The following is a 5170-nucleotide window of genomic DNA, read 5'->3' on the forward strand; positions in this document are numbered from 1 at the left end:
CAAGCTGTCCAAGGAGCTGTTCTCCCAACCCTTCGCCTTGGCGATGGTGGGACAGACGGATCGAGCCATTCGCACCTTCAGGAGGGATTCTCTTGTCAAAGCATGAATACGCAGTACAGATCAAACGAATGACCGGACAGGAAGACATTCCGCTTCCGCAAAAAATGTCCGAGCTGGCTGCAGGTTTTGATCTGTATGCTGCTGTCGTGGAGCCGATTGTGATCGCGCCTGGGGAGAGAACCCTTATTCCGACGGGCTTTTCCATGGCGATGCCGGATGCTTTGGAGGCACAAATTCGTCCAAGGAGTGGACTGGCCCTAAAGCACGGTATCACCTGTCTTAACTCCCCCGGAACGATCGATGCGGACTTTCGCGGTGAAGTCAAAGTGATTCTAGCCAATTTAGGGCAGGTTCTCTTTACGGTCAACCGAAAAGATCGAATTGCTCAGATGGTCTTTCAAGAAGTGCCGAAGGTGCGCTTAATTGAAACGGAGGAACTGTCCGATACGGAGAGAGGCGCTGGAGGATTCGGTCATACAGGAAAGCAATAACCAGGATTGATATTTTTTATCGATATTAATTCTTATTGCAAAGACACATTTACGTAATAATTAATATTTTAAAGTTGCAGGAAATCGTACTCTTTTTGTAGAATATTGTAGAAACCAAACGGAATCTTCTACATTATTCTGCAGAAAGTGGGAATTTTGCAATGCAATCAATCTTTCGTAATTTATCTGTAGGCAAGAAAATTCTAGTCCTCGTCGTGATTTCCATGATTATGCTGACTGCCGTTGAGTTCATCAACTTCCAGCAGTCCGGACGGATTATTAATAAATCCAATCATATGTATAACGATTCGTTTCTGACAACTCGTATGCTCTATCAGATCAAAGAGAATCAAATTCAGAACGAAGCATATATTTTGCAAATTATGATGGAATCCGACGCAAAGGTGATGCAGGAATTAACGCAGAAGATCGATGAACTGGTTAATCATAACAACGGACTGATCCCCATTGTCGAAAGCAAGCTGAAAGCAGGCAGTGAAGAAGCCAAGTTATTCGCTCAGTACCGCTCTGAGTTGACTGATTATCGCGCAGAACGAAAAAAAGTACTGGATTTTGCTAAAGCCAATCAGCTTTCTGAAGCAAAAACCGAGTATGCGAAGCTCTATGAATTGCAGTTGAATGTTGACGAAAGATTAGCCCAGCAGCTTGATATATTGAACGATAATGCAGAGAAGATGAAGGGCGATGAGGAAAAGCTCGCAAACCAAGCAAGAAACTTTGGTATCCTTGCCTGGGTCGGCAGCTTGATTCTGCTTCTCGCAGGGAGCTACGGCATCGGAGTCTTGCTCATCAAGCCACTGACGGCACTGCAAGAACAAATGGGCAGAGGCGGAAAGGGAGATTTGACGGTCCGCGGCGATTATGAATCCCGAGACGAGATCGGCCGTCTAACTTCATCCTTTAACACCATGATTAGCGGACTAAAAGAGATCGTTTATAAAGTGAATGAAAGCTCTTTGACTTTGTCTGCCAGCTCCCAGGAGATGACAGCGAGCTCGGAACAGACGGCAAAAGCATCGGAACAAATCGCTTCCGTCACCACTGAGCTTTCGGCAGGTATGGAAGAACAGGTCAAAAGCGTAGTTGCCGCTGCCGATTCTGTGAAGATGATGACGGACAATCTGTCTTTTGTCGTAAAGGGTAGCGATGAGCTGCAGAGACTTACAGACGATACGCTGGAATCGACGGAAAGAGGCGCAAGCACCGTCGGGGAAATTGCCACTGGCATGAATGATATCGATCAAAGCGTTCAAGCTTCTCAAGTCATTATTCGCGAGCTAAGCGGCAAATCGGACGAAATCGGCGAGATCATTACAACGGTTAAAGGCATTGCAGAACAAACGAACCTCCTGGCCTTGAACGCAGCTATCGAAGCGGCAAGAGCAGGCGAAAGCGGCCGGGGTTTTGCCGTTGTGGCAGGAGAAATCCGCAAACTGGCAGATGCTTCTTCCCAATCCTCCAAGCACATCGAGAACCTGATTGATGAGATTCGCGTGAAAACCAGTCGAGCGGTTCATTCGATGGATAACGAGATGGAACTTGTGAGGGTAGGCGTTAACCGCAGCCGTATCGTCTCGGAGGCTTTCCGCGCCATCGAGCAATCGGCGTTTCAAGTATCACGCAAAATGGAAGAGATTCGTTCCTCCATTGGCAAAGTGACGGTAGAAGGGGAGCGGGTTAATGCGGAGATGACCCATATCCATGCCGTATCCCAGGAAGCGATGGCGGGCATTGAAGAGGCGTCCGCTGCCAGCGAGCAGCAGCTTTCAGCTATGGAAGAAGTGGCCCATTCATCACGGGCGCTAGCCGAGTTGGCGGAGGAGCTGCAAAATTCGTTAAGCCGCTTTCAGGCATAAGCGATAGATGAGTGTGGCTGACATGAAAAAAGTGAAAAAAAGCGCTCTGCCGTTCCCGGCATAGAGCGCTTTTTCTATTGGTGCTGAGTGATCGTTTACCCGATTTCCGATGTTCCGGACGAAGGGTTTGCGCTGCTTGCTGCAGGTTCCGGCACGACCGGTCCCGTTTGGATGGGGATTGAAACGGGAGGCTTTTTCTCCTTGCCGGTCAGATTGGAAACAAGCGTGTTAAGATCGATACCGGAGACACTTTTCAGCATTTCTGGTGCGGTCGCCATCAGTTGAGTAACATAATTGCTTACACGCGCGGCCCCTGCACCGTTTCCAGTATCCACCACCGTCAGCTTATCGATTGAGGAGATCGGCTCGGCAACTCTTCCGGCCAGTTCAGGCAGCATCTTGACGATAATATCCAAAACAGCGGCTTCGCCGAATTTTTGGAACGCTTCCGCCAGCTTTTCCTTCGCTTCCGCTTCAGCCAAACCGCGCAGCCGTATGACTTCGGCCTCGGCTGTACCTTTTGCCCGTTCGGCGTCAGCGATTGCCTGACCTTCCAACCGTTTCTGTTCAGCGTTGGCTCGAGCTTCCGCTTCGATACTGTAGGAGAGAGCGTCTGCTTCTCGCATGCGTCGTGCCTTATCGGCTTCCGCCGCTTGTTCCACGGAGTAGCGGTCGGCGTCGGCTTTTTTCTTCACTTCCGCGTCATATTGCTTTTCGCGAACAAGGATTTCCTTTTGCTGCAGGTCGATTTCCCGCTCCTTGCGCACCAGCTCGACTTTCATTTGTTCTTCTACGGCGATCTGCTTCGCGATTGCTTCCTGGATATGATAAGCCTGGTCGGCTTCCGCCTTCGCCGTATCCTGTTCTTTTTTGAAGGAGGCAACTTTCAGCTCGCGGTTTTTCTCGGCTTCTGCGATATTCGTATCCCGCAGAAGTTCGGCCTTTTGCGCTTCTTCTGCCGCTTTTGCTTTTTGGATCCGAGAGTCCCGGATCGCTTCCGCTTCGGCAATATCCGCGTCCCGCTTAACGGCGGCAATTCGCGGTTTTCCGAGAGCATCCAGGTAGCCTTGCTTGTCGCGGACATCCTTGATGGTGAAGGATACGATTTGCAAACCCATTTTTTTCAGGTCCTTGGCGGCGACGCCTTGTACCTCTTGGGCGAATTTGTCCCGGTTCCGATATACTTCTTCCACGGTCATGGAGCCGAGGATGGCGCGTAGGTGGCCTTCCAGAACTTCCTGGGCTTCACCTTTCAGGGCTTCGATGGGCTTGCCCATAAATTGCTCGGCCGCCGTGGCGACGTCCTCTACAGAGCCGCCGATCTTGATGATAGCTACGCCATCGGCAATAACGGGAACGCCTTGCTCCGTGTAAACCTCAGGTGTCGAAACATCGAGCTTATGAGAGAGCAAGGATAAATATTCAGCCTGTTGGAAGATTGGCCAGATGAAGGCGCCTCCGCCACGTACGATCTTGATTTTTCGATCCGAGCCCCCAGACTCATCGGTATCCGTGGCGATGTTGTTGTTGCCGAGAAAGGTTCCTGTGACGATCATGGCTTCATCAGGACCTACGGTTTTGTACCGCGCCATAAAAGCCAAGCCCAGCAGGATGATAACACCAACGACAATTGCAGGGATCATAAGATAATCATAATCTCCAAAATTCATTGTTGTACGATTCTCCTTTACTTCATTTATTTTCAAAACGGGTTACGTAAAGGATGCCGTCTTTAACTTCCACGACGACTACTTTAACACCCGCCTGAATTTCATTGTGCTCAAAGCTTGCCGCAATATGGTTGGATACCCCGACTCCTGCGCGAATTAGTACTTCTCCGTAGCCATTTGAAGGAATGGGTGTAATCACCTCGCCAAGTCTTCCCGTAAGCCCACGCATGGAGTAACCTGTGGAGTTTTCGCTTTTGTGCATCGGAACGACATAGAAAAAATGAACCGCCAAACCGCCAATTGCTGCGGCGAGAATAGCCAGAGTTAGGACCCAGCCCCGGCTCATATCGGTATATTGTGTCGTCAGAATGCCGACGCCTCCAAAAAGGGTAATTCCCGAGGCGAGAACAGTCGGGTTGAGATAGTCCGCGGACAAAAAGTCGAGTATCCCGTCCAGCGACGTGCTGATGATATCTCCGAGGAACACGGAAACAACGGCAAACAAGACGCCAAAAACGAGACAGCCGGTGTAAACCTCCAACATGGCATTTCCTCCCGTGGAAACCAACGCCTAATGTAGGCATGATGGAATGGTATATTTTTGTATACGATGATTCCGGTTACATGTTTCAAATTTTGATCGACAAAATGATTTCTTCTATAATAAAACGCCTGCTCCCGGAATGGACTGACGAATCTCCACGGGAAAAGGCGTTATTTCAAGTTGTGAAAATAAGTAGCAGTATAGGCGATCAGCTCCGATCATTTCTAGCGTATGCCATAGATTCGCGGGTTTCACGGCCGAACAGCAGCAGAACGAGAGCGCCGAGCAGCAGGACAGCGGTAAAGATGATGAAGATAGTGTTGGGTGTATATTTTTTATCTATGAGGTACCCCACCAGATAAGGAGCGATGGCGCTGCCCAAACGTCCGAAGCCCGATGCAAAGCCTGATCCCGATGCACGTACTTCCTCTGGATAATTTTCAGGGCTGAAGGCATAGAGAGCTCCCCAAGCGCCGAGATTGAAAAAGCTCAGGAGAGAACCCCAGATGAGCAGGGAAGATAAGGTAA

The 5170-nt window shown here is 49.7% G+C and carries 5 protein-coding genes; 2 read left to right on the forward strand and 3 right to left on the reverse strand.

Annotation, left to right across the window (positions count from 1 at the left end):
• Positions 1-92: 92 nt before the first annotated feature.
• The gene (gene dut, locus TJ79_RS02550; RefSeq protein ID WP_040948726.1) at positions 93-551 is read left to right on the forward strand and encodes a dUTP diphosphatase; all 459 of its coding nucleotides are present in this window, start codon (positions 93-95) and stop codon (positions 549-551) included.
• 161 nt (positions 552-712) lie between these two features.
• Entirely contained in the window at positions 713-2428 is a 1716-nt protein-coding gene (locus tag TJ79_RS02555) for a methyl-accepting chemotaxis protein (protein ID WP_040948727.1), read from the forward strand.
• A gap of 95 nt (positions 2429-2523) precedes the next feature.
• On the opposite strand, the gene TJ79_RS02560 is transcribed toward TJ79_RS02555, so the two are convergent.
• The 3 genes from TJ79_RS02560 to TJ79_RS02570 form a co-directional block, all read right to left on the reverse strand.
• Positions 2524-4098 (reverse strand): flotillin family protein, encoded by a 1575-nt coding sequence (locus TJ79_RS02560; protein ID WP_040948728.1) that lies wholly within the window; start codon positions 4096-4098, stop codon positions 2524-2526.
• Between the two features lie 22 nt (positions 4099-4120).
• Entirely contained in the window at positions 4121-4642 is a 522-nt protein-coding gene (locus TJ79_RS02565; protein ID WP_040948729.1) for an NfeD family membrane protein, read from the reverse strand.
• A gap of 208 nt (positions 4643-4850) precedes the next feature.
• The coding region (locus TJ79_RS02570; RefSeq protein WP_040948730.1) for an MFS transporter at positions 4851-5170 on the reverse strand (320 nt) is incomplete at its 5' end.

It is taken from the genome of Gorillibacterium massiliense, from assembly GCF_000455485.1.
Taxonomy (GTDB): Bacteria; Bacillota; Bacilli; order Paenibacillales; family NBRC-103111; genus Gorillibacterium; species Gorillibacterium massiliense.